At 73.2% G+C, this 25,213-nt stretch carries 11 protein-coding genes; 3 read left to right on the top strand and 8 right to left on the bottom strand.

Annotated features, from left to right (window positions below):
* Nucleotides 1-5: 5 nt before the first annotated feature.
* The 6 genes from ACWD4U_RS29590 to ACWD4U_RS29565 all read right to left on the bottom strand — a co-directional run bounded on the left by ACWD4U_RS29590 (nt 6) and on the right by ACWD4U_RS29565 (nt 18,350).
* Nucleotides 6-1,592 carry a hypothetical protein gene (locus ACWD4U_RS29590; protein ID WP_363458838.1) on the bottom strand — a complete coding sequence of 529 codons (1,587 nt, stop codon included), beginning with the start codon at nt 1,590-1,592 and terminating at the stop codon, nt 6-8.
* 70 nt (nt 1,593-1,662) lie between these two features.
* On the bottom strand, nt 1,663-2,595 hold the full coding sequence (locus tag ACWD4U_RS29585) for a phosphotransferase enzyme family protein (RefSeq protein WP_363458837.1): 933 nt from the start codon (nt 2,593-2,595) through the stop codon (nt 1,663-1,665).
* On the bottom strand, nt 2,592-4,007 hold the full coding sequence (locus ACWD4U_RS29580; RefSeq protein ID WP_363458835.1) for a condensation domain-containing protein: 1,416 nt from the start codon (nt 4,005-4,007) through the stop codon (nt 2,592-2,594). Before ACWD4U_RS29580 ends, ACWD4U_RS29585 begins: the two co-directional genes overlap by 4 nt.
* Nucleotides 4,004-9,499 (bottom strand): non-ribosomal peptide synthetase, encoded by a 5,496-nt coding sequence (locus ACWD4U_RS29575; protein WP_363458833.1) that lies wholly within the window; start codon nt 9,497-9,499, stop codon nt 4,004-4,006. The genes ACWD4U_RS29580 and ACWD4U_RS29575 overlap by 4 nt, the downstream gene beginning before the upstream one ends.
* A 5-nt stretch (nt 9,500-9,504) precedes the next feature.
* Entirely contained in the window at nt 9,505-13,728 is a 4,224-nt protein-coding gene (locus tag ACWD4U_RS29570; RefSeq protein WP_363458831.1) for an amino acid adenylation domain-containing protein, read from the bottom strand.
* Nucleotides 13,725-18,350, bottom strand: coding sequence for an FkbM family methyltransferase (locus ACWD4U_RS29565; protein WP_363458829.1), 4,626 nt, complete (start codon nt 18,348-18,350; stop codon nt 13,725-13,727). Before ACWD4U_RS29565 ends, ACWD4U_RS29570 begins: the two co-directional genes overlap by 4 nt.
* A gap of 391 nt (nt 18,351-18,741) precedes the next feature.
* On the opposite strand from ACWD4U_RS29565, the gene ACWD4U_RS29560 reads away from it, so the two are divergent.
* Together ACWD4U_RS29560 and ACWD4U_RS29555 are read left to right on the top strand one after the other, a co-directional pair.
* Nucleotides 18,742-20,094: a tetratricopeptide repeat protein gene (locus ACWD4U_RS29560; protein WP_363458827.1), complete on the top strand. Its 1,353-nt coding sequence runs from the start codon at nt 18,742-18,744 to the stop codon at nt 20,092-20,094.
* Nucleotides 20,095-20,569: 475 nt separating this feature from the next.
* Nucleotides 20,570-21,154 carry a hypothetical protein gene (locus ACWD4U_RS29555; protein ID WP_363458825.1) on the top strand — a complete coding sequence of 195 codons (585 nt, stop codon included), beginning with the start codon at nt 20,570-20,572 and terminating at the stop codon, nt 21,152-21,154.
* Nucleotides 21,155-21,233: 79 nt separating this feature from the next.
* Here ACWD4U_RS29555 and ACWD4U_RS29550 read toward each other — a convergent pair whose 3' ends face one another.
* Nucleotides 21,234-21,509, bottom strand: a complete 276-nt coding sequence (locus tag ACWD4U_RS29550) for a hypothetical protein (protein ID WP_363458824.1) — start codon at nt 21,507-21,509, stop codon at nt 21,234-21,236.
* Nucleotides 21,510-21,826: 317 nt separating this feature from the next.
* Nucleotides 21,827-23,503, bottom strand: a complete 1,677-nt coding sequence (locus ACWD4U_RS29545) for a hypothetical protein (RefSeq protein ID WP_363458822.1) — start codon at nt 23,501-23,503, stop codon at nt 21,827-21,829.
* Between the two features lie 139 nt (nt 23,504-23,642).
* Here ACWD4U_RS29545 and ACWD4U_RS29540 point away from each other — a divergent pair, with 139 nt between their 5' ends.
* Nucleotides 23,643-25,112: a helix-turn-helix domain-containing protein gene (locus ACWD4U_RS29540; RefSeq protein WP_363458820.1), complete on the top strand. Its 1,470-nt coding sequence runs from the start codon at nt 23,643-23,645 to the stop codon at nt 25,110-25,112.
* Nucleotides 25,113-25,213: the final 101 nt, after the last annotated feature.

Here is a 25,213-nt window from a genome sequence, read left to right as displayed (position 1 = left end):
CGGGGTCATTCGCCGATGACCACGCCGCACGCCTTGGCGTGGAAGCGGATCGCGGCCCGGGCCTGGGCGAGGTCGTCGAAGGTGATCTCGGGCATCAGCGCGAGGGTGTAGTCCCGCATCGCGTCCTCCGGCATCACCACGTCCTGGTGCGCCCAGCGGGCCGATACCGCGGCGAGGGTGGCGTCGTCGGCGACGGTGAGGCCGAGCTTCGCGGCGGCCTGCCGGGCGGCGTTGGGGGTGGTGAGGTAGGTGTAGTCGCGGGCGCCCGGCTGCGGGGAGAGCACCTCCACGTCGACCGCAGAGAAGACCCCGTGCTTGCCGCCCTCGGTGATAAGGGCCAGGATCCGCTCGAGGTTCTCGGTCAGCAGGGCCCGGGTCATCCCGATGTGGCCGACGACGAACCCGGCGCGAATCAGCATGCCGTGGTCGCGGGCGACCGTGATCGCCGTCGAGTTGAGCTCGTACAGCTTCTCGGCCTCCGCGAGGACGTCGCGGCGCCGCCCGCCGACCGGCTTGTTCATGGCCGCGAGAGACAGCGGCGCGCCGGCGTCCATACCGATCATGATCTGGCGCACCCCGAGGGAGGTGAGCAGCGCGGTGCGGCGGGGGTCGGCGATGCCGTCGGCGCGGCCGTAGCCCACCAGGAGGGGCCGCTCGTCCTCGCCGAGGGCGGACCACCAGGCGGGGCTGTCGGCGGCCATGCCGGTCAGCAGCTGGGCGAAGGTGAGCGGGAGTTCGTCGGCGGTCAGGTAGTGGTAGTCGTAGCCAGCGTTGAAGGCGGCCTCGATGGCGTCCCACGCCTGGACAGGGGTGAGCTGGTTGCGCCACAGCTGCCCGGGGTGGATGGAGCAGAACGAGCAGGCGTCGTCGGAGGCGAACTTCACGCAGCCGCGCCCGATATCGACCGGCACGCCGGCCGTCACCGTACGGCTAAGCAGCTCGCGGATCCGCGGGGCGATCCGGTGACCGAACTGCCTGGTGTACAGCGGCGTCTGGGGGAAGGCCCGGTCGACCAGGGTGTAGTCGTAGCCGGAGAAGACCGGCTCGGGTCGCGGGGTGGTGGTGTGCACGCGGCCGTCGGCGCGGTACACCAGACCGGGGAAGGCCGCCGGGTCGATCGGCGCTCCGGTGCGCAGGGCGCCGATCAGGTCGGTGAAGGGGCGCACGACCTCGTTGCCGACGAAGCCGTAGTCCAGGCTGGGGGAGGCGTTCATGCACGCCGTGGCCAGGGAGCTGAAGTGGTCGTTGCCCGCCACGGTGGTGATCCGGGTGTCGGCGGCCTTGGCGTGCTTGGCCAGCAGGACGCCGGCCTCGTAGTTCGCGGTCAGCATGCCCAGGCAGACGGCCAGGATCCGGTCGGCGTGGGCGGTGATGTACTCCAGGACGTCGTCCAGCGGCGTGATCGTGCCGTCGACGTAGACCGGCGTCAGCGCCGGGTTCGCCGCCAGGGAGGAGACGAGGGACAGTGCGCCCAAGCAGAGGAAGTCGCTCCAGTCGGAGTGCTCCTCGGGGCGGGTCACGGTCAGCAGCCGGCCCTTGATGACCGTGTTGGAGTTCGGCGGGACGACGACCAGGACAAGATCACGAGGCATGGCGGTCTGCTCTCTGCAGGGTCGGGGAGCGCGCCGGCGGGGCGCGCGGGTCGAAGGTGGCCGGCCGGGCTCACAGCTCGAGCTGCGGCCAGCGGTCGGTCAGGGAGTTCGCGAGGTGGTGCATGGCGGCGGCCGACCGGCCAGTGGGAAGCTGGCGGTGCTCCTGCTGCCAGCGGTAGCGGCGCAGCGCGACGAGCACGGCCGCGTACAGCGCCGCGTCGCGCACCAGGGCGCCGTTCAGCGCGGTTCCGCTGCCCTGCTGGTAGCCGGCCAGGAGGTGGCGGGCGTGACGCGGGGAGAAGCCGTTGCGGCAGCAGAGGCCCAGCAGCGCCATTCCCACGTCGAGGTGGGGCAGGTCCAGCGAGCCGTCCTCCCAGTCGAGGAACATGAGGCTCCGGCCGCGGCCTCGGACGACGATGTTGTCCGGGAACAGATCGGCGTGGACCGGGACGAGGGGTCCGTCGTGCTCGGGGACGTGGCCGACGGCCTGCCAGGTGGAGCGTGCCCACCGGGCGAACGGCCCGTCGGGCAGCGAGGCCAGGGTGGCGGCGTCGGCGTCGTGCAGTCGCAGGTGCGGGCGCAGCGCGCTGTCGAAGTCGGCCGCCGCGCCTTGGTGCACGCGCCCTAGGAGGAACCCGGCCTCGTGAACGAGGCGGGCCGGAAGCCGGACGGGGCTGCGCCCGGCGATGAAGTCGCAGACGATGACGGGCCGGCCGTTGTGCTGGGTGACCCAGCCGCCGTCGCGCAGCGGTCGCAGCCGCGGTGCGGGGGCGCTGGTGAGCTCGAGGTGCCGCAGGAAGTGGGCGTACTCCTCGGCCTGCTCGACCGTCTTCTTCTTCAGCACGGTCACCACGACCGTGCCAGTGGCCGTCCGCGCCTTGAGGTGAGTGTTCTCCATGCCGCCCGGCAGTGACCGTGCCTGCCGCAGCGTCAGGCCGTAGGCGTCGAGCAGGCCGGCGGCGTCCTGCTCGGCGAGCGGCACGTCGGCCTGGGCGGTGCTCACCGGGCCTCCAGCGTCGCCGGGGGAAGGGCGGCGGTGATGTCGGCAACGGTGGCGTGGGGGTTGGTGACGGCGCGAAGCGCCTGGTCAAGGCCGGTGAGCGTGGCCGCGATGCCGGGCCGGGTGAAGGTGTCGGTGCGGTAGGTCAGCGTTCCAGCGAGGTGACCGGCCCTCTCGTCCAGGACCCAGCGCTGCTCGATGCTGGTCGGGGCGAGCCGGGGGCCGAGCCGCTCCAGGTCGATGTCCTCGCAGTGCAGGCCGTCCAGGACCAGTGAGGTGGTGCGCATCGTGTTGAGCGCGAGGGTCACCCGGTACAGAGGGCCCTGTCCGAGGGCGCCGGTGTCGCGTAGATCCTGGTAGAGGTCCTGGATGGGCAGGGCCTGGTGTTCGATGGCCTCGGTAACGGCGGTGTTCGCCTCCGCGACCAGCCGCCCGGCGGTCATCTGCGGGTCGATGCGCAGGCGGATCACGGCGGTGTTCACGAAGTAGCCGATCAGGTGCTCGGTGCCGGGCCGGGCCCGGTTGGAGATCATCATGCCGATCCGCACGTCCCGCTCGCCGCTCGCGTGGTGCAGGACCAGGGCGAGCGCGGCGAGGAACGGCCCGGCCACGCCGCCGCGCTGCGCGCTGGTGGCCGCGGTCTCGCGCAGGTCCCGGACGAGGTCGGCCGGGACGAGGACCCGCTCCGTGTCGACCGGGCTCATGCCGTTGGTCGACGCTCCGGCCGGACGGCCGGGCAGCGGCGGGGCGAGTCGACGGCGCCAGTAGGCGAGCTGGCGCTGCTCCTCGGGGCCTCCGCGCTCGGCGCGCATCTGCCGACTGTGGGCGGCGAAGCTGCGGGTGATCGCGGGCAGGTCCGCGCCCCGCCCGGCCCGGGCGGCGTTGTAGAGCTCGGACAGGTCTCGGTAGAGCACGCCGATGGACCAGCCGTCGCTGACGGCGTGGTGGATCTGCAGCAGCAGGACGTGCCGGTCCTCGCCCAGGCGCAGCAGGCGGACGCGGAAGAGCGGGTCGTGGCGGGGGTCGACCAGGCGGGCCGGGGCGTGGAGCAGCAGGTCGTCGGCCGTGGGCAGGTCCTGGCCGGCGGCGAGGTCGAGTACTTCGAGGCTCACCGAGTCCGGGAGACGGTCGGTGACGAACTGGACGGGCGTGCCGTCGGGCAGGCGGCGGAAGGTGGTGCGCAGCGCGGCCTGCCGGGCGACCAGCCCGGTGACGGCGTTGCGAAGCGCGGCGACGTCGAGAGGGCCGTCGATGCGGATGGCGCCGGTGTCGATCGGTCGCAGCGGCGTCGGGGTGCCCGGGGCGGGCCATGAGCCGTCGGGCAGGACGAACTCGGCGTCGAACAGGCGCTCCTGGCCGGGAGAGAGCGGCGCGCTGTCGGTGACGACCAGGGGCTCGGTGGCGATCGTGGTCATGCGGGCTCTCCCGGGGTGACGGGGTGGTCGGGGATGCCTCCGAGGAGGGTGTGGAGCAGCACGAGGCGTTCGCCGCCGGGCAGCAGCCAGCGGATGCGGTCGAAGTCGACGCCGTGCACCGGGGCCAGCCCGAGGCCCGTCTCGGTGGCGGTCTGGCACAGCAGCTGGCCGATGTAGCCGGCGTTCAGCAGGGCGAGGTGCTCGGCGTCGGACCCGTACAGCGGCGCGGAGTCGGCGGGGTCGGTCGCCAGGAAGATGCTGAAGGCCGCGGTGTTTGCCAGGGGCCGGTTGGCCGGGCCGAGGTGGACACCGGGGTCGAGGTCGAGGTCCGGGGCGTAGGGGACGAGGTCGTGGGCGTCGGGGTGGTAGCCGTACAGGCCGCCGGGCAGGCCCTGGACGCGGCCCGGCCGTACGTGGAGGTGAGCCTGGACGGCGTACAGGCCGCCAGCCGAGGGGTAAAGGTGGGCGGGTCGGCCTCCGGTGTCGGTGCGGCGCAGGCTCTCCAGCAGGTCGGTGAGTGCGTCCACGGTGACCGGGCGGGGGTCGAAGCCGCGCGGGGTGCGGCGCCGGGCCCGGGCGTCGACGCGGCCGGGTGGCCGCTGGGGCAGGGTGCGAAGGGCAGGGGCCAGCCCGCGGGCGGGCCGGGCGGCGCGGAACGCTGCCCGCTCGGCGGGGTCGGTGACCTGCGGCCAGCCGGACCACGCGCCCGGCACGACCGGCGAGGTCGGCTGCTCGGCGGCGGGAGCGTCGGTGTGCTGGAGGAGGGTGCGCAGCGTCGGGGCCTGGTAGAAGACCTTCACGTCGGGGCGCTGGCCGGTGTGCTGCTCGATGGTGTTGGCCAGCCGGATCACATCGACGGAGGTGATCCCGAAGACGAGAAGGTCCTCGTCCAGCCCGGGCCGGTCGGGCAGGATCGCCGCGAGTGCCGCCAGCACCTTCTCCTCGAGGCCGGTGCCGTGGCGGGCCGGTGGGGTTTCGGGTTGCGGTGCGGGGAGCTCGAGGTCGGCGGCGAGGCGTTCCAGCGCGCCGCGGTCGACCTTGCTGGTGGCGCTCAGCGGCAGCGCGGGCAGCGCAGTGAGCGAGCCGGGGAGCATGTGGGCGGGCAGCCGGCGGGCGAGGTCGGCGCGTACCTCGTCCAAGGGGCGGGTGGTGACGACGAAGGCGGCCAGGCGTCGGTTGGTGCGCTCCCCTGTGGCGACGGCGGCGGCCTGCTCGACACCGGGCACAGCACGCAGAGCGGTCTCGACCTCGCGCAGCTCGACGCGGAAGCCGCGGATCTTGACCTGGGCGTCGCGGCGGCCGAGGAACTCCAGGGTGCCGTCGGGGCGCAGCCGTCCCCAGTCGCCGGTGCGGTACAGCCTGCGGCCGGTGCGGCCGTCGAAGACGAACGCCTCCTCGGTCAGCTCGGGCGCCTGCCAGTAGCCCAGCGCCGTGCCGTGGCCGCCGATGTGCAGCTGGCCGGGGACGTGTGCGGGGCATGGCAGCAGTTGGTGGTCGAGGACCTGGACGCTCTGTCCGGTCATCGCGGTGCCGTACGGGATGCTCGACCAAGCCGGGTCGACGTCGTCGATCTCGTAGAGGACCGACCAGATCGAGCCTTCGGTGGCGCCGCCGAGACTGACGATGCGGCACTTCGGGGCGCGCTCGCGCAGCCGCCCGGGCAGGTCCAGGGGGATCCAGTCGCCGCTGAGCAGGCACACTCGCAGGCCCTCCAGCACCGTCTCGCCTGCGGGCAGGGCCTCCAGGAGCACGTCCATGAGGACCGGCACGGAGTTCCACGCGGTGACGTGCTCGGCGCGGGCCAGGGCGGTCCAGGCGGCGGGGTCGCGGCGCTGGTCGCCGGTGGGCACCACCAGGGTGGCGCCGGCCGCGAGGCTGCCGAAGAGGTCCCAGACGGCGAGGTCGAACGTGGACGGGGACACCGCGAGCACCGCGTCGGTGGGACCGATGCCGAAGCGCTCATTGACGTCCAGGATCGTGTTGAGCGCGCCGCGGTGGGAGATCATGACGCCCTTGGGCCGGCCGGTGGAGCCCGAGGTGTAGATCACGTACGCGAGGTCGTCGGCGGTGCGCCGCCGCTGCGCCCGGCCCGTGCTGGGGGTGGGGGCGGAATCGTCGGTGAGGAGGAGGGTGAGGCCGGCGGGCAGGCGGGTGCGGGAGTGGGTCTCCTGATCGGTGACGACGAGGGACGCGCCGGTGGAGGCCAGGAGGTCGTGGAGGCGTTCGGTGGGCCAGGCGGGGTCCAGCGGCACGTAGGCGTATCCGGCGCGCAGGACACCGAGGGTGGCGGCGGCCTGCTCGCGGCCGGGCCGGCACAGCACAGCGACGAGTTCGCCGGCGGGATTGGCGTCGGTGATCCGGTCCGCAACCTGCCGGGCGGCTTCGGCGAGTTCGCCATAGGTGGTGCGTTCGCCGTCGCAGACGATCGCGGTGCGCCGCGGGTGCCGGCGGGCCTGCTCGAAGACGGGCTCGTGCAGGAGTCGGTCGCCGCCGAGCGGTCCGGCGAGCTCGGACGCCGCAGCGGCTACGCCGAGGCGGGGGCGCTCGGGGGCGCCCGGGTCGTCGATCAGGGTGCGCAACTGGGCGGCGTGGTCGTCCAGCATCGCCTGGACCAGGCCGTCTGGCAGGCGGCCGTCCACGGTGTCGAAGTTGATCACGAGGTGGTCGGCCACCTGGTAGGTCTGGTAGTCGAGCAGGACCTGCGGGGTCTGGCCGATCCCGTAGCCGATGCTGCCGGGGAACGGGGTGGCCGGCTCGGCGGCGGGCGCGTCCAGGTCGAGGGTGCTGGTGAACACGACAGGTGCGGCAGCCGTGGTGCGATCGCGGGTCTCCCGCAGGTCCCGCAGGACGTCGACTCCGCTGTAGCGGGCGTGGTCGAGGTCGGCCCACAGCTGGCGCTGCAGCGCGCGCAGTCGGCCGGCGAACGTCGGCGCGACGCCCAGGTCGATGCCGGTCAGGACGGTGGAGGTGAAGTCGCCGACGATCTGGTTGATCTGCGGATGGACGCCGGGCCGGTTGTAGATGGTGGTGTTGACCAGGAAGTCGGTGCTGTTGGTGAACCGTCCGACCATCTCGGCGAAGACCCCGAGAAGCAGCGCGGACAGGGTGGCGCCGTGCGCGGCGGCCACCCGGCGCAGCGCGGCCAGATCCTCGGCGGGCAAGCGCAGCTGCAGCCGGGAGAACCGCGGACCGCCGGCCTGGTTCGCGGGTTCGGGCAGCAGCGGCAGCGCGGGCGGCCCGGGCAGGGTCGGGAGCCTCGCCAACCAGTAGGCGCGGTCACGTTCGTAGCGCGGGCCGGCGGCCAGGGCTGGCAGGTGCGCCACGTAGTCGGCGAACGTCAACTCCAGAGCCGGGAGTTCGGCACCCGGGTTCTCGTAGAGGGCGCGGGCCTCGCGGTACAGGGTCTGCCAGCTCAGCGCGTCGCCGATCAGCAGGTCGAAGCTGAGGAACAGGCGGGTTGTGCCGCCGGGCAGCAGGGCCGCCTCGATGGTGAACAGTGGCCAGGTGCCAGTGTCGCGGCGGGCGTGGGCCAGCCGCTCGCGCACCCGGGTGAGCTCCGCCTCGGGGTCGGCGTCGGTGCGCAGATCCGTGGTGTGGATCCGGTACGGCGGGACGTCGGCCAGGATCTGCTGGCGGCCGTCGGGGGTGGTGACGGCGCGAAGCATCGGGTGACGCTCGATCAGGGCCCGCCAAACGGCGGCCAGCTTCTCCAGGTCGACCTCGGGCAGGTCGGCCTCGGTGTAGAGGTGGGAGTCGACACCGCCGAGGTCGAAGTCCGCGCTGCGCCCGGTCCAGTACGCCTGCTGGATGCCGGTGAGCGCGAACGGCTCCCCGGTGCCGGCGTCCGGGGCGGGGGTGAGCGGGGGCAGCGGGTGGGGCGCGGCGGTGTCGGCGGTGAGGAGGTGGCGCACCCGGGTGGCCAGGGCCCTGGGGGTGCCGCTGATGAGCAGGTCGCCGAGGGTCAGGTCCACGCCGAGCGCGGTCCGCAGCCGGGCCGCGAGCCGCAGTGCCAGCAGCGAGTGCCCGCCAGCGGCGAGGAAGTCGTCGTCGGCGCGGACCGGCTGGCCGAGGACGTCGGCGAAGGCGTCGGCGAGCACCCGCACCAGCGGGTCGCCGTCGCCGGCCACCTGGCCGGCCGCCGCGGCGTCGGTGGTCGCGGGCCGGCGGGGCTGGAAGGCGTTGAGGTCGCGCGTGAACGCGGTCAGGTCGGCGACCGGAACCGCCTGGTCGGCCAGCCGGCGCAGCATCGTGTGCAGGGCGTCCAGCGCGGCGCGGGCGTCGTCGTCGCTGACGCGGGTGCGGTCGTTGACCAGGCGCAGCCGCACCCCGTCGAACGTCTCGACGACCAGGGCGAGCAGGTGGCGGGTGCGTCCGCCTTCGGACCGGATCCCGGCCGTCTCCAGCACCAGGCTGGCCCGGGAGTCGTCGCCGGTGTGCGGGTAGTTGGCGATCGACACCACGCTGTCGTAGAGCGCCCCGTCCGGCGCGAGGCCGGCCCAGGCGTACAGGTCCGCGGTGGAGCAGAGGCTATTCGCCTCGGCCCCGGCCAGCAGGTCCTGGACGCCGCTCGCCCGGCGGCTGGCGTCCCCCGCCGGGGCGGGCAGCCGGACCGGCACGGTCGTCGCGACAGGTCCGATGAGGCCCGCGATGCCGGGGAACGCGGCAGTGCGCCCGGAGACGGTGACCCCGATGGCGATGTCGTCGCGTCCGCGCTGGCGGGCGGCGACCAGGCCCCAGCAGGAGATCAGCACGGCCGCCGCCGTGGTGCCGTGCGCGTGGGCGAAGCCGTCCAGGATCGCGGCGGTGGCCGCGTCAACGTCGATCCGGTGCTGCCCGTACCGCTCCTGGCCTGCCCCCAGCGGGTGCTCGGCGGGTGCGGGCAGCGGCGGGTAGCCGGCCAGCTGCCCGGCCCAGTACCCCCGCTGCTGGCTGCGGTCCTGGGCGGCGAGCCAGCGGGCGTACGCGCCGAACTGCGCCAGCTCGACCGGGGCGCCGCCGGTGGCGTAGCGCTCCAGGAGCTCCCGGACGAGGGCGAGGTGCGACCAGCCGTCCAGCACGCCGTGGTGGTGGGTCCACACCAGGCGGTGCCGCTCACCGTCGAGGTACTGCACGGCCAGGCGCAGCAGCGGCGGCCTCGTCAGGTCGAACGGCTCGGCCCGCTCGGCGCGCAGCAGGTCTTCCAGGTCGGCCTGCTGACGGGCGTCGTCGTGGCCACGGCTGTCCACGACCCCGATCGTGATCTCGCCCCGGGAGAGGACGACTTGCTGGGGGTCGGCGGCCAGGTTCCAGGCGAGGCCGGTGCGCAGGATCTCGTGGCCGTCGATCAGCCCCGCCACGGCGCGCTCCAGCCGGGGCACCTCCAGCGGCCCGGCGAGCGGGAAGACGGCCTGCTCGACGAACAGGGCGTCGTCGGGGGCGGCGAGCGTGCCGAGGAGGAAGCCCTGCTGAGCGGGGGTGGCGGGGTGGACTGCGGCGATCGTGCGGTCGGTCATGATCGTCATCCCTCGAACGTGGCGGTGATCCGGCTCAGGTCGGCGGCCGAGAGACCGGCCGGCCCGGCGGTGGTCTGCGGGCGGATGGTGAGCGTGGTGGCCGCGCGGCGGGCGAAGACTTCGCTGAGCCGCGTCACGGTGGCCGGCGGGATGAAGGTCTCGTCGAAGCGCCAGCGGACCTGCACCGCGTCCTCGTCCGGCTGCTTCCAGCAGATAACCTCCAGTGGGAAGAGCGGGCCCGCGCCGGACTCGGGCAGGTCGAGGCCGTGTCCGGCCGTAAGGTCGCCCAGGTAGTTCAGCGCGACCAGCGGCAGTGCTCCGGCCCAGTCCCGGTGCTCCTCGACCTGGTGGTGCAGAGCGCAGGCCAGTGCCGCCGGGTCGGCCAGCAGGTGGCGCTCGGCGCGCAGCGGGCGGAAGTCGGTGAGCCAGCCCACCGCGGCCGACAGGTCGAGACCGGGTCGGTTGCGGCCGTGGAGCTCGACGCACAGGGCGGCCGGCAGGTCCGGGCGCACCTCGGCGAGCGCACCCAGCAGAGCGGCCCCGAGGACGGCGAGGACCCAGCGCGGCGCGGCCTGCTGCGCGTCGGCGAGGTGGCGGCGGGCATCCTCGTCCAGCCGCGAGACGGCGGTGCGGCACACCGGCGCCCCGTCCCGCCCGGGCCAGTCGGGGAAGGGCGTCGCGGGCCGGCCGTCCTGCTGGTGCAGCCACGCCGCGTACCCGTCCCCGCCCTGCGCGGCGGAGGCGGCCGGACTCGCGTAGGCGTGCCACAGCTCCTGGTCGAGACTCTGCAGGGAGACGACGTCGGCGACCAGGTGGTGGACGACCCACACGATGCGCTCCGCCTGGCCGGCGCCGCGGATCAGGCACAGGCCCACCAGCCGGCCGGCGAGGTCGATCCCGTCCTCCACCTGCTCCAGGGCGTCGGCCACGACCCGTTCACGTTCGGCGGGCGGGACGCTGTCCAGGTCGAGGACGTGCATCGGCACCGGGCCGGGCTCGCCCAGCCGGGCCGTCCACCGGCCGCCGTCGTTCGCGAACGCCGTCCACAGCGCCGGGTGCCCGGCCACGGCCACGGTCAGCGCCCGCTCCAGCCGCCCGATGTCGACCGGCGCGGGCGCCGCGGTGCTCCACCGCAGGGTCCACCGCTCGGGCTGGGCCGCCTGGCGCGAGAGGAAGCCGGCCTGGTGGGGCGTCAGCGGCACCGGCCCCGGCTCCACCGAGGCCCGCGCGCCGGCGGTACGCGCGGCAGCCGCGATCCGGCGCAGGGTCCGCCGCTGAAGGATGTCGTGCACCGTCAGCTCCAGGCCCGCCCGCTGCGCCCGGCCGGCCAGCAGGACCGCCTTGATGGAGTCGCCGCCCTCGGCGAAGAAGTTGGCGTCCGGGCCGGTCGGCGGCGTAGAGAGGACCTCGCGCCACAGCGCGGCGACCACGGCGAGCTGAGGGTCGGCCACGTCCAGCGCCTCCGGGCCCGCGGCGGGCGCGGGGCGTTCGGCCAGGGCCTGCCGGTCGACCTTGCCGTTGCCGCGCAGCGGCAGCTGGGCGAGGACCTCGTACCGGTCGGGGCGGGCGAAGTACGGGAGCCGGTCGGCGGCCAGTGCGGCGACCTCCTCCGGCAGGGCGGCCGGAGCGGCGCCGTCTGCGGCGACGAGGAACGCGGCGAGCACCGGAGTGCGGCTGGTGCTGCTGGTGACGACGGCAGCCGCCGCGATGCCGGGGTGAGCGGTCAGGACGGCCTCGACCTCGCCGGGTTCGACGCGGTAGCCGTGGATCTTGAGCTGATCGTCGCCGCGTCCGAGCATCACCAGCTGCCCGCCGGGGCCGAGGACGGCGAAGTCGCCGGTCCGGTAGGAGCGGACGCCAGCGTGCGGGTCGGTGGTGAAGCGGGCGTCGGTCTCGGCGGGCTGGCCCAGGTAGCCAGCCGCGACACCGGGCCCGGTGACGACGAGTTCCCCGGCGGTGCCGGGCAGAGCGAGCTGGCCGTCGGCCGTGCGCAGCTCGATCGTCGTGTCCCGGATCGGCGTGCCGATGGGCACCGGACCGTCCGCCGGGTGCTCGCCTAGGCGGAAGGTGTGGGCGCAACAGCCGACGGTGGCCTCGGTGGGCCCGTACTCGTTGGTGACGAGCAGGCCGGGCGCGTCCAGGAGGTCCAGGGTGGCGGCGGTCAGCTGCTCGCCGCCGATGACCAGGTGCCGGGTGGCCCGGGTGATCTGGTCGCCGGTCAGGAGGGAGGTGAGCAGGCGCAGTCCGCCGGGGGTGACCTTCAGCGGGCTCAGGTCGCGGGCCCGGGTGAGGGCGTCGGCCAGGTCCTTCGGCTCGTCGGAGGGCAGCAGGGTGACGGCCTGCCCGGTCAGCAGTGGCAGGAACAGGCTGGTGACGGTCATGTCGACGCTGATCGACGAGTGGACCAGGGTGCCGCTGCCGCCCGCGGTGTCGTAGTGGCCCGAGGCCCAGATGAGGTAGTGCATCAGCGCCGCGTGGGTGATCGGCACGCCCTTGGGCCGGCCGGTCGAGCCGGAGGTGTAGATCACGTACACGTCCGTGTCCGGCCGGATCTCCACCGGCTCCGGTTCGGTGGCAGGGGAGCCTGTGGGCAGCAGCGCGTCGATGCGCAGCACCGGTGTGCTGTCGGCCGATGGGAGCCTGTCGGGGCCGTGCTGGTCCGTGACGATCAGTCGCGGGTCAGCGTCGGCGAGCAGGTCGGTCACCCGGCCGGAGGGAAGGGCCGGGTCGATCGGGACGAACGCGGCGCCGCGGCGGGCGACGGCCAGCAGCACGGCCAGCAGCGGTACCCGGCGGCTCATGCACACGGCCACCCGGTCCCCGGCGGCCACGCCCCGTTCGGCCAGCGCCCGGCCGAGCGCGGCGCTCGCGGCGTGCAGTTCGCGGTAGGTGACCTCCTGGTCGTCGTCGCGGGCGGCGCAGGCGAGCGGGGTCCGCGCGGCCTGGGCGTCGAACGCCTCCACCAGGTTGGCGGGCGCCGCAGTTCCGCTGGCCGATCGGTCGGCGCCGTGAAGGCGGCTGCCGGAAGTGAGCGGGTCCAGGATCTGCCCGGCCGCCCCCGTGGCCGGGGTGTCGAGCAGATCCGGCAGGCCGGTGCACACGGCGGCCACCCAGTCGGCCAGGCGCCGGGCGCCCCCCTCGGTGACCGCGGCACCGTCCGCGTCCAGGGAGAGGCGCAGCCGGTCGCCGGTGTGCAGGGAGTGCAGGTCGAAGCGGATGCGGTCGGTCGCGCCCCTGAGCGCTTCGACGGTGGCGTCCAGGCCCGGACCGAAGTCGAGCCCGGGCGCCTCCACGTGCCGGACACCGATCGTGTACTCGCCGCCCGGCGACGGGTGGGTGAAGAAGTCGCCGAGCCGGGTGGCGAGCGCGATCTCGCGGTGGCAGGCGCGGACGGTGTCGGCGAGTGACTCGGCGGTGTCCGGGCGCACCGGCACGGGGACGCAGCGGCCCAGCAGGCCGATCGTGTCCGGCAACTGCTCCACCGGCCCGGGGATGAACAGGCCCATCGCCCCGGCCGCACCGGGCGCGATCCGCTCCAGCAGCAGCCGCCACACCGTCACCACGACGGCGTCCACACCGACCTCGAGGTCCTGGGCGAGACGGATGAGCCGGGTGCCGGCCGCGTCGTCCAGCTGCACGGGCAGGTGCAGACGCCGGCCGGGCGCGGCGGTGCGCATCACCAGGGCGCGGGCCAGCTCCTCGGCCCCCGTGTCCAGACGGCGAGTCTGCCAGTGCTCGCGGGCCCCAGCGGCGTTCGGGTCCGTGAGCAGGCCGGCGAGGAAGGCGTCGACCGTCTGCGGGGCCGGGCCGATCGCCCCGGTCACCATCCCGGTCCGGTAGCCGGCGGCGACGGCCGCGGCGGTGCGCAGCAGCCCGGTGGTGTCCACCGAGCCGAGCGCCGGGCTCAGCGTGAGGGTGTGGCTGCCGTCTGCGAGGCGGATGAGCCGGACCAGCGGCTGTTCCTCGTCGCCGCGGTCGGCGGCGGTGAAGGCGAAGTGGCGGCGAAGCGCGGGGTGCTCACGCACGGTGTGTTCGGCGGCGGTGCGGAGCCGGTCGGTGTCCAGCGGCCCGGCCAGGCGCAGTTCGAGGAGCGGCTCGGTGAAGGCGGCAGCGGGGTGGGCGGCCAGGTGGCGGTGCTGTGGCGCGGTCGCAGGATGGGCCGGGCCGTCGGCGGCTTTGAGCTGCCACACGGTGTCGCCGTCGGCGGGGCGGGGGATCGTGGTGGTCACCGAAGGTCGCCTTCCTCTCGCAGGTTGGCCAGTCGGTCACGGACCAGGTCGTGCACGGTGGCGGCGCCGGGCTGCAGGAGGTCGCGCAGCCGCTGCAGGGGCAGTTCGGGCAGGGTGCAGAGCGCGGCCAGGACGAGCGGGTACGCCTCGGCCAGCCACGGGGGGTCTACGGGGTGGTGGGCGTGGGCGTCGAAGCGCAGCAGTGCGCTCGCGCCGTCGGCGTGCTCCTGGACATCGAGCATCAGCGGGTACGGCACCGGCCACAGCGCCGGTTCGCTCCACGCGACGGTGCAGCCGGGCAAGCGCAGCGGGTGCGTGGTGGGCGGCTGGAGGGTGAAGAGCGTGTCGAACACCGCGCCGGCGCCGTCGGCGACCATCCCGTAGGGCACCTCGGCGTAGCTCAGCGCCTCGGTCGCGGCGGTCACCGCCGTGTCGAGGTGTCCGCCGGCGGTGGCGGACCAGTCGATGCGTGCCGGGATGGGGACGAGGTTGGCGAAGAAGCCGACCGTGTCGGTGAACGCCTCCTCCGTGCGGCCCGCGACCGGGCAGCCCGTCGCCACTGCGTCGGTGCCAGCCGCGGCGGCGAGCAGGAGCTGCCAGGCCGTGAGGTGGATCGCGACCGGGGTGGTGGAGCGGCTGCGCGCCGCCGCCCGGATCGCGGCCACCACGTCACCGTCCAGTGCAAAGCGCAGGTGGCGCGGCTCGGCGGGCAGACCGGTGGGGGTGCTGCAGGGCCGGGCCGCCACCCGGTCGAGCGCGGCGCGGACGGCGGTCACGCCCTGGTCGAGCACGCCGCTCTCGCGCTGCCGGACGGCCGCGGCACTGTATTGGGCGAACGTCGCGCCGTTCGGAGCGCCGGCCAGGGCCTGCGGGTTGGCGTACGCGGCGCCCAGGTCGCGTTGGAGGACGTCGACGGACCAGCCGTCGGCGGCGCTGTGGTGAAACATCAGCAGCAGCACATGGTCGTCGGGGGCCAGCCGCAGCACGGCCGCACGCACCATCAGGTCCCGGCCGACGTCGAACGGTGCCTGGAAGAACCGGCGGGACAGCAGGTCCGCCTGATCGGCGCGGTCGGTCTCCGGAAGGCTCGACAGGTCGCTGACCTCAATGTCGACCTTCTGGGCGGTCAGCCGCCGCTGCACCAGCGTCCCGCCGTCGTCGACCAGCACGGTGCGCAGGGCCGGGTGCTGGGCAACGGCCGCCGCCAGCGCCGAGCGCAGCCGGCCGAGATCGAGCGGGCCGCCGATCCGGTGCGCCACGGGGATGACCTGGGCGTTTCCGCGGCCTCCGACCGCCTCTGCCGCCCAGATGCGTTGCTGTCCGAGCGACGCTGGCCCGGCCTCCTCATCCGCCGGCAGCTCGATGGCCGGCCGTCTCCCGGCACTCGCGTGCCGGGCCGCCCCGCGAACCGTCGGCTGCGCCAGAAGCTCGTGGACCGCCAGGTCCACACCGTGGCGTCGAAGGCGCGCGCAGATCACGGCGGCGGTCAGCGAGTCGCAGCCCAGCGTGAACAGGTCGTCGTGGACTCCGATCGGTCCGACCTTGAGCGTCTCCTCCCACACCTCGGCGATCCGGCGCTCCGTCTCGGTCTGCGGCGCGACGTAGGGGGTGGTGGACGCCGTCTCGCCGGGGCGTCGGTAGGCATCCGCGGCCAGCGCGGCGGCCTGCTGCGAGACGGGCCACCGCACCCGCGACGGCGCCGCGGCGGCCGGGCGCCCACCGGCGGCCTGGGCCGCGGCGGCATCCGGCGCGGTGAGGAGCCGCCACTCCAGGGCCTTGGCGGCCGAAGCATCCACCAGGTCGGGAGTACCGGCGAGGATGAACCGGGTCCGGGCAGCGTCGGCGAACTCCAGTGCCGGGCGGTTGCGCGGCCCGGGCGTGCCGGTGAGCGCGAGGCTGTCCAGGTCGAGGGCGGTGGCCCGCTCGGCCAGCTCCCGCAGGACGCACCACTCGACGTTGCGTCCCAGTGCGCGGCAGCTGATGAAGAAGTCCCGGACCCGCAGCACGCGCCCGTCTGCCGCCGCCGAGACGAAGCCGACGAGCCCGTAGTCGCCGAAGCGGTCGCGTACCCGGACCGACAGCGCCACCCCGGTGCCGGCGAGCACCTGACGGACCGTTCCGGGCGTGTGGCTGCGCAGCGCCAGGTTGAACTGGGTGGTGCGGGCCGCGAGCTGCGCGATCCGCTCCACCTCGTCCTCCGTCGCGGGGGACACCTCCACACGGAGGTCCAGCTGCTTCAGGTAGTCGGCTGTCGTCGCCGTCTGCGCTGCGGCCCGTCGGCGCCGGGCCTCCACCGCGAGCAGGCCCGTCCGCGCGCGGTCCTCCGCGGTCACGGTGCCCTCCAAGTCGAGCTGCCACGTCCCGCGCAGGGCGGCGGGGAACTCTCGCGGATCCGCCAGCAGGTCGACGACCGTGAGTCCCGGGTACGCGATGGCCACCTCGGCACGCTCGGCCGCGCTGTCGTCGACGAAGACCAGCGACTCCACCGCGAAGCCGAGCTCGTCGGCGATCTCACCGATGGCGGTCGACTTCGGGCCCCAGCCCACCCGCACCGACGCGAAGTCCCCGAGGCCCAGCGGCATGTCCGGGTGAGCGGCGAACACCGCCTCCACGTCGGAAAGGTTGTTGCGCGAGCACAGGCACAGCACCCGCCCGGCCTCCAACTGCTCCCGCAACGCCTCCTGTACCTGCCGGTAGGGGCCGCCGACGTCCACGTGCTCGGGCCCGATCTCGCCGCACACCCCGCCCCACAAGGTGTTGTCGCCGTCCACGATCACGCCCTTGGTCACCGGCCGCTGCGCGGCGGTCGTCCGGCGCAGCACCGCCTCCGCCCACGGCAGCACCACCTCCGACCCCTCGGCGCCGGTGCCGGCCGGGGCGCAGGAGGGCGGCGGCTCCACCCAGGTCAGGCCGCGTGCCTCGACGGCCCGGCGGGCCTGCCGCGACTCGGCGGCGCTCGCTCCGGGCGCAACGGTCACGTACAGCGGCAGGGCCGACGTGGCGGCCCAGCGTTCGGCAGCCTCGATCTGGCGGCCCAGCCAGGGGGCTTCCGGGCGTGACACGCCGAGCCGCAGGCCGTACAGCATGTAGATCTCGGACCCGGCGAACAGCGCGTCCTGGTCGACGACCGTCTCGAAGCCCCGGCTCTGGAGCAGGGCCCGGAGCCGTTCCACCCGTCCGTCGAGGTCGTGGACTTCGGCGACGACCTGGTCGATGAGGGGCCAGTGCTCGTCGTCGATCCCGGCGAGGACGTCCTCCTCCGCGCGTTCGGCGTCGACCTTCAGCAGGTGGATGCGGCCCACGGCGTTGCTGCGGATCCAGTCCGACAGCCGGATCACCGGCACCGCGAGCTGCTGCCGGTCGGCGGTGCGCGCGAGTGCCGTTGGCACGAGGGCCTCGGCGGCGACCGCCCGCAGATCGTCCGGAAGCCCGGGTAGGGCCTCGGCCTGGTGGCGGGCGTACTCGCGCACGATGTGCTGGTCACGGTGGGCGTCGGTGTAGAAGCCGGACTGGAGGGACGACTGCGGGTAGAAGGTGAGCGTGCGGACGCCGGTGCTCGCACCGGCGGCGGCCCGGGTCACCGTGCCGCTGATCCCGTAGAGGCTCATGTTCGCCTCCAGCGCCTGGGCCACGGCTGGGACCGGCTCGAAGGCGTGCACCGTGACCCGGGCGGCCTGCGCGGCGGCGAACAGTGCGAACACGCCGACGTTGGCGCCGACGTCGACCACCACGTCGCCGTCGCAGACCTGAAGGCCATGCCGTAGGTACTGGTTCCGGACCACAATCTCGTCGTAGACCTCGCGACTTTCGTTCGCGTGCATCTCCGCGATCACGTGACCGTCCGGCAACGTGCCCCAAGCCGCCAAAGAGAGGATCTCGTGCTCTGCACGGGCGGGGTGCGGCTGCGGCAGAGCACCCAGTGCCCGGCCGACGACGGCGAGGTTCGCACCCCAGCTGGCCGGCTGAAGGCCGCTCTCCGCCGCCGCAGGCAGGCCCTCATCCTCGGGTTCGACACGACGCGCGGACACGGGCAGGCCGACAGCCTGCCCCCAGGCATGCAGGGCCTCCACGGCCGAGCCCGTGGCACCCAGGACCCGGACCTCGAACGCCAACGACCGGACTCTCCGGGCGACCTGCTCCACCGTCACGTCGGGGCCATCGCCCAGCGCTCGCAGAATCGTTGCGGCCCGGTCCACGAGTGCGTGGAGCAAGCCCGGGTCTGCAACGTCCTTGCGCGCGGTGAACGTCCACTCCAGGCCCTCCGGGAACGTACGGACCACGCAGCTCAGGGGGGACAGGAGGTCGACGGGGACCTGCCCGTCTCCGGTGCAGCGGAACGCCGGCAGGCCGCCGACACCGACCAGCCGCCGCAGCGCGGCCAACGAGCCGGTCCCGGTCGGCGGAGCGCTCACCCAGCGGTGGGAGAGCTCCCGCAGCGAGACCTGCGGTACGACCTGGAGCTCCTCGACCTGCAGCTGCTCTCCGGTCTCCTCGCTACCGCAGGCCAGCCGCACATCCTTGCTGCCGGTGGCGATCGCCAGGACAGCCGCGAAGACCGTCCGTGCGAGCAGGCCACGCTCGCACCCTTCCACCATTGCTGCCCAGCCCGCGGACGGGGACACGACGATTGAGACCGCCGACCGGCCATGCTCATGGATTTCGTCGACGAAATCCTGGGCCCGCCTCAGCGTCCCTGTCCGCGACAACCCGAGATCGGGCTGATCTGCCCGTGAAGACGCCACTCTTCCCCCTGACGAGCTGAACGACCTGAACGTGCGTCAAACCGGTGCGCCGATCGAGCGACCGCGGTCCGAGACCTACGGTTCCGGCCCGGACTAAGCGCCCCGGCCGTCCTAGGAGACTCCTGACGGGAGGTCACTGGAAGGGCGCCAGCGTCATCTCGGGTGGCCTCGCGGTCATCCAGCGGTCATCCACCTTGGCCGCCCTCTCCCGGAAACGGCTTCGCCCAGGGACACTGGGACCGTCGATCCGGCAACGGAGGTGAGTGCACCGTTGAGCGATGTCGGGGCCCTGCTGGAGTACCTCGTCAAACACCACGGAGGGAAGGCGGAAGCGTTCCTGAAACGGGTGGGGGAACGGCACCAGCGCCTGGGGTTCGGCAACTTCGCCACCAACAAGCAGAAGCTCCACCGGTGGAAGACAGGCACCACGCCCGACCGGGAGGCGCAACTCGCACTCGCCCACCTCCTCAACGTCCCCCGCCGTGATGTCCTGGAGCTCGGCTGGCCTGCCTGGGTGGAAAGGGCCGTCCCCGATGTCCTACTCGCACCGCACCGCGCGACCCCGACCGCGCTGAAGGCCCGAAAGGCCGGTGAAACCGTGGAACGTCGTCGGTTCATGATCACAACCGCGGCCAGCGGCATGGCCATCGTCCTGGCCCCCCTCACCCCCGACTCTGCCCCCGCCACCCGCACTGGCGCCGGCCGCCGGGTCGGCGACAGCGTCGCCACCCTCCATGAAGACCGCCTGGCAGCCCTGCGCCACCTCGACGACAAGTTCGGCTCCGGCCACGTCTACAACGCGGCCGTCAACGAGTTCGACATGATCGCCAGCGCGCTGAAAACCACCACCTACGACGAGAGCACCGGCCAGCGCCTGCTCGCAGCCGCCGCCGACGCCCAGCGCGCCGCAGGCTGGACCGCGTACGACAGCGGACACCCCGACCGCGCGGAGGAACACTTCGCCGACGCTGCGGAAGACGCAGTTGCCGCGAACGCGCCGGAGGTACTCGCCAACACCTTGGCCTTCTGGGCCATCAAGTGCTACTCGACCGGCGACCCCCGTGCAGCGGTCTCGCTCGTCGCAGCGGCCCACGCCCACGGCCAGGCCACCGGCTCCGCCCGCATGATCGCCATGCTCCACGCCCGAGCCTGCCGCGCATACGCCAAGGCCGGAGACCTGCGAGCCTCCGACAGGGAAGCCAACGCAGCACTGGACGCCTACAGCCGCGCCGTCCCCCTCGACGAGGACCTGCCGTCGATGTACTGGGTCAACCTGGGAGAGATCCACCAACTACTCGGAAGCTCCGCACTCAACCTCAGCCACCCCACCCGCGCCCTGGTCCACTTCCAACAGGCTGCCACCGCCGGCCGGGCCGAGATCTACGACGGCTACGACGGCGACTCCTTCCCCCGAGGAGCAGCGATCTACGAGGCCCGGGCTGCTGAGGCGTACCTCGAACTCAAGGACGTCGAGCAGGCCGTGGCGGTGGCCCACCAGGCAGTGGAGCACATGGGCGGCGTGAATTCCGCGCGCGGCAGCACTGCTCTGGCTGATCTTCGGGCGAAACTGCAACGGCACACGGCGGCGCGCGAAGTCAGGACCTTTCTGGAGTTCACCGCGTAGGACATTGCCGAACACCTTCGCCACGAGCTCGACGCCCTCACGAACACCACCGTGTCCCCGGCCCCTGCCGGGGCCGATACCGTGGTCTCCCAGCACGACGCGCAGCGGGAGGTGAGCGGTGGCTGAACACCCACCGCCCAACAGCAGGACTCTTCGCCGCCTGGCAGCGCAGCCTCCTGCCGCCCGAGCGTCGGCACCTGACCGTCTTGGTCGACACCACCAGCGCGACCACGCCGCCTGGTACCGCGCTGCGGGCTGCCCCCGCGGCGGCCACGGCGAACGCCACCCCATGACCTGGAACACCGTGCTGCGCCTCACCCGCGCGGGCCGGCCTCCGGTCGTGTGAGTCGAGCGGGAGCGCGCTGTCCGCCGCAGGCCACTCATTCGGGTGATCACCTGCTCCACCACCGGGCCTGCCGCTAGCGTGGACGAGGGCCAAGTCGTCGGCTCGGTGGTTGAGGACAGGAGCGCCAACGTGGCCCGTGCTGCAGCAGTGATGACGGTCAGCCAGGCGCGGGCGGCCATCGGGGAAGCGGTCAGCGCCCGGATCGTCGAGTTGTTCGAGGCCGACGTCGCCAGGATGCGCAGGAGCGGCATCGAGACGGTCTACGCCCGGCTGTGGCGGGGATCGGATCTGCCCGGCCACAACCCCTCGGCCGTCCCGCCGGTCCCCACCGCCCTGGTGACCACCGACCCAGCCCCGACCACCCCGGGCGTCATCTTCACCTGGAAGTCCGAGCACCAGGACCCTCCGTACTTCCGGATCAACACGCCCCGGGGGTGGACCACCCGCATCGCCCACCGAGGCCACGCCGTTGTTGCTGGCTCACCAGTCACCGCCGTACTGGAGTGGGACACCGACCAGCGCCCGGTCCTGGTCCAGACCGTTGAGCTCGACGGCCACTTCGACAGCAGCATCCACGGTTGGCGGGCTTGGTCCTATGACGTGGTCCGCGGCATCGACTGGTCCGAACCCGACCGGCCCCGGCTGTTCCAGCCGGAGGAGACCGCAGGCTTTCCGGCCCCGGCGGCGCCGCAGCGAACACCGCGATCCACCTGACCGGGCACACACCCCACGGAACCGAGCATCGGCTCGGACTCGAGCGCTTCGCTGCTGCGCCTGCTTGTAGGCGGTGGCATCATTCCGCGACTCCGTCCGGAGCGGCCGGGTCGGGTAGGGACGTGAAGTCCTCGGCTACTTCCTCTACCCGCACGATCCGGTACAGCCCCACCCCATAAAGGCTCCGCTCGCCCCGCTCATACTTCCTGCGGGTCAGCCGCAGTGCTTCCTCCACCGAGCTGGCGAAGGCGTAGGTGGTGAGCCTGGCAGCCCCGGGGTGCGCGTCGTCCACGCGGTGCGCCACGACCTGGTAGTTGCGCTTCTCCTGGCCGTCGCGGCCCGTCGGCTGCTCCATGCTCCACTCCCGTCCCGTCCGACCTGCGGGATTCCCCACGAGGGGAACGATGTACGAGGCCCCCAAGTGACTGGGCCGACCGCGCAGGCTCAATGCGCGGGGCACGGACTTGGGCGGGTTTGCCTCCTGCCGCGCAGCATCATCATGCCGGACCCGCAGCGGCGGCTCACTGCGTTCTGCCGGACGACAAGGCTCCCAGCCCAGCCGGAATAGCGAGAGGCCACCCCGCATCGTGCGGGGCCGCCTTCGGGGATCGTGGGACGGGTACCGCTACAGTCACCGGACCCTTCTGCCGCCAGCGGCGATCGAAGGGGTACTCACCACTTGTGACGGAAGGGCCCGAAGCCAACCTCGGCTGCAATCGCATCGAGGTCGAACGGCGGCTGGAACTCTGTCAGCTTGCCAGGGTGGCTTCTCTCGAAGACGTCGCACCGGAGCCGACTCTCCCAGCGCAGCCGGCCGCACGCGCAGCCGATAGCTCCGTGGCCTCCCACGAAGACCAGCAGCCAGCGGCTCTTGCCGCAGTCGCAGACGACGTGCTCGGTGACCGACCGGTAGGAGACCCGCGAGTCCCGGTCCGTGACGGCCTCTTGCAGTGGGAGGTTCAGCTCGTACGCGATGATCGCCTGGACGGTCTCGGCTTGACGCAGCGCCAGGTCGAAGCTCTCGCCAGCGCACGCTTCCAGAACTCTGAGGAGCGGCCAGTTCGCGTCCACATCGGGAAGCGGACCCTCAGTGGCCGCGGTCCTCTCAAGGGACCGGGCGAGTTCCAGTAGACGTTCGTCCAGAAGCAGGTCGCCGTCCGATAGCTGATCGACCCGGTGAACGAGTTCCTCTGCGATCTTGGCGGGTGCGTCCTTGACGGCGCGGGCGGCGGCCCGCGCCTGCCGCAGGACTTCCTGGTACTCCTCGGGGAGGGAGCGAGGCAGGAAGTAGAGGCCGCGGTACCGCTCGGCGAGCTGCCGCAGGCCCGGGGAGTGCCGCTGCTTGGAGAATGGCACTAGCTGGCGCTTGGCGGACGGCGGTGGCAGGTCCGGATGGGATTCCAGGACGAGCCGGTGTTGCCACCAGACGCGCCGAGGGTCGACAAGTGGCTGGTCCCACAGTGTCAGCGAGTCGCGGACGGGGATCTCGGCCGCTTCGGCCGCTCCCGCGGGGCGGCTCGGCTCCTCACGAGTTCGCCGGGGTACCTCCGGGTGTCCCAGGACAGGCCACGTCTTCGCATTCGGGGGGAGGCCTCGGCGGAGGACCTGGTCGACCTCGGTGGCGATGGCGCTGGGACCGGCGGCTTTCTCGTCGGCACTGCCTCCGATGCTCGTCTGCAGATCCCACTGGCACCAGGGATACTCGCCGCCGGCTGCGACGCCGTAGGCCAACGTCGGACCGCCGCTGGAGGGCAGGACCCAGAAGCGGTCGCCAGCGTCCCTTTCTTCCTCCCAGCCGGCGGCTTCGTCGGAGAGCAGGATCTCCACCCCCGTCGGCAGCTGTTCGCCGATCGTCCAGCCCAAGGCGCGCAGGCGGGCGACCATGATCGGCAGGACGGTGCGCTCGTAGGAGTCGAACGGCTTGCTCCGGCGCATCGACGGGTACAGCGGCCTCCAGGCGGCGGTGCCCTTGACCTTGATGAGGTGCTGCTGCCAGGTCGGCATCGCCTGGTAGCGGCGGCGGACGATCCGTCTGGCCGGATGGGTCAGCCGCATGTCGATGACGGACTGCCGGTAGTCCGGGTGCTCGAGAACGGTCCCGATCACCATCGGGGTGTCGGCGGCATCGCGCAGCTCGAACTGCCATTCCGTCTCGCCGGCCCGCACCTTGCGCCAGCCGTCGGGCCAGGTCACCTCGACGTAGTCACCTGCCGACCTCGTGACGTCGATACCCAGCAGGCGGTACGTCTCCCACGTCTCGGAGGCGTCGACGCGGCGCGCGGGCAGGACCCGCCTCTCTCCGTCGCCGAGGAACTCGCTGAATCGCCGCTCCTCGTAGCTGTCGGCCACGGCCACCCGCACCCTTCGACGCATCGGACATCCCACACGCTCGACCGCCGCCAGTCTGGCAGCCACCGCGCCCGCATTCTATGCCAATATGGCATTGGCTCACGCCGTAATGGCATACCACTGTTGAGGGAGCGATGTCATGGCCAGGTATCCGGACCCGACCGCGGTGATCAGTGCGAGTTCACTGCTCAGGCGAGCCAGAGCCGGCACTCCCGACCTCAGCCAGAGCGACCTGGCCGACGCCGCGGGCCTCGGGCAGACAGCTCTCAGCCGCTACGAGCTCGGCAAGCGCGAGCCAACCTTCGCGGACCTGCAGCACATCGTCGGCCGGACCGACTACCGCCTGGAGATCTCCCTCCGCCGGGAGCCGCACCGCCAGAGCTCCATCGAGGCGCTGCTCAGCCACAGCGCCCAGCGCTTCACGGCTGCGGACCGGGACCTCCAACGGCTGCTCCCGGCCCAGCTCGCTCCGGAGGAACTCCAGATCCGCCCCTCCGAGCAGGACGGGCCGAACCTGTCCGACGCGCTCCTGCACTACTACGAGATCAAGCACCTCTTCCGGGACGCCCGCCGCCTGGAAGAGCGCCTCCAGCAGACCTACGCGCAGTTCGGCACCGAGCGCGACCGCGACCTGATCCACCAGATGCTCCAGGTCGGCATCGGCGCCGGCCAGGCCGCCACCGCCCTCGCCTGGGCCATCGACACCGCCGCCGCCTCGATGCCGAAGGGCCGGGGGAAGAAGGAGCAGGACGAGCCGCGCCTCGCTCGCACGCTGTGGGCTCACGTCGCGTGCTGCCTGCGGGCGGAGGAGGCGATCTGCCGCGACCGCGTGGAACGCATGCACCAGGCTCTCGCCGCGGCCCGCCGACGCGAACAGGCCGCGAACCGGCTCCGGGACGCCGAGGCCCTCGCCCGCGCCGGCGACCGGCCCGCCGACGACCCCCACGTCGAACAGGCCCGCGCCGAGCTCGACGCGGCCACCCGTCGCTGCGCCGCCCTCAGCCCCAACGGCGGGGCCGCCGACGTCGGCCAGGCGGGCGAACGCTACCTCGCCGTCGAACTCGCCGAACTCGCCGACCGGGCGTGCACGCTGTTCTCCGAACTCGCCGCAGAACCGGCGTTCGCCCGGTGGCGAAGCAGCCACGCCACACACGACCCGCTCTACGACGAGTGGCTGGACGGGACGCTGGACGTCACGCTCGCGCCACCGAAGCTCTACCCGGACAAGGACAGCTTCTACCGCGAGCACCCGGCCCTGGCCCAGCCATGGCGCGACCAGTTGGAGCGCGGCGAGGGCGGGCCTACCCCGTACGGCAGCGACGAGCGCCGCGCCCGTGACCACCGCGACCGGGAGTGGGTGATCACCATCGCCGCGCCCACCACCGGCGACCCGCGAGCGTGGCCGAAACCGGAAGCGGTGGTCGTGGCCACCCGGTGCCCGAGCCTGCCGACTGGCGAGCCCAGAACGCCGGTCTACGTCCTCGCCGCAAATCTGCACGCGACCCGAGCCGCCGACATCCTGGAGACGGCCCCGGGCCCAGCCTCGCTCGCCAGCATCGCGGCCAAGCTCACCACCCGCCGCACCCCCGGCAAGGAGACCAGCCGATGAGCCCCGACAACGAGCCCGTCCACGGGCCGTCTCGAGCGCCTGAACCGAACGCAGTCTTCTTCCGGCCAGCCCCAGTGGGGCTGGCCGTGGCGATAAGCTGA

It is taken from the genome of Kitasatospora sp. NPDC002522, assembly GCF_053595195.1.
Note: the sequence above shows the minus strand (reverse complement) of the source record. Positions and strands in the feature narration are given on the sequence as shown.